Origin of the sequence: Paraburkholderia sp. SIMBA_027 (assembly GCF_046535315.1) — a bacterium.
GTDB classification, from domain to species: domain Bacteria; phylum Pseudomonadota; class Gammaproteobacteria; order Burkholderiales; family Burkholderiaceae; genus Paraburkholderia; species Paraburkholderia tropica.
In genome coordinates, this window is record NZ_JAWRWY010000421.1 from 1 (window position 1) to 278 (window position 278).

Consider the following 278-nt stretch of genomic DNA (forward strand, 5'->3'; position numbering starts at 1 on the left):
GGATGGCCGCGAGGTGTTCAACAACATCCGCTACGGCGTTTTCGTCACCTTCAAGGCGCATAATGAATATGCCCGCGCCTGCTTCAAGCAATATGGCCTGCTGACCGATCCTTCAGGCTGGTACGCTTCCATGTGGCGTCCGTTCCACATCATCGGTCTTGAAACATCGATCAGCGTGCTCTCCGCCGTCCTGCGCAACGAAGCGACCGGTTGCTCAAAGGAATTTCGCGGCGATGCCGTCGCCACGGCGAAGAAGGATATGCAGCCCGGCGAGATGC

The 278-nt window shown here is 58.3% G+C and carries 1 pseudogene; it reads left to right on the forward strand.

The features are described from left to right. Positions 1-278, forward strand: a pseudogene (locus SB764_RS39660) (flagellar biosynthesis protein FlgA); the annotation flags it as partial.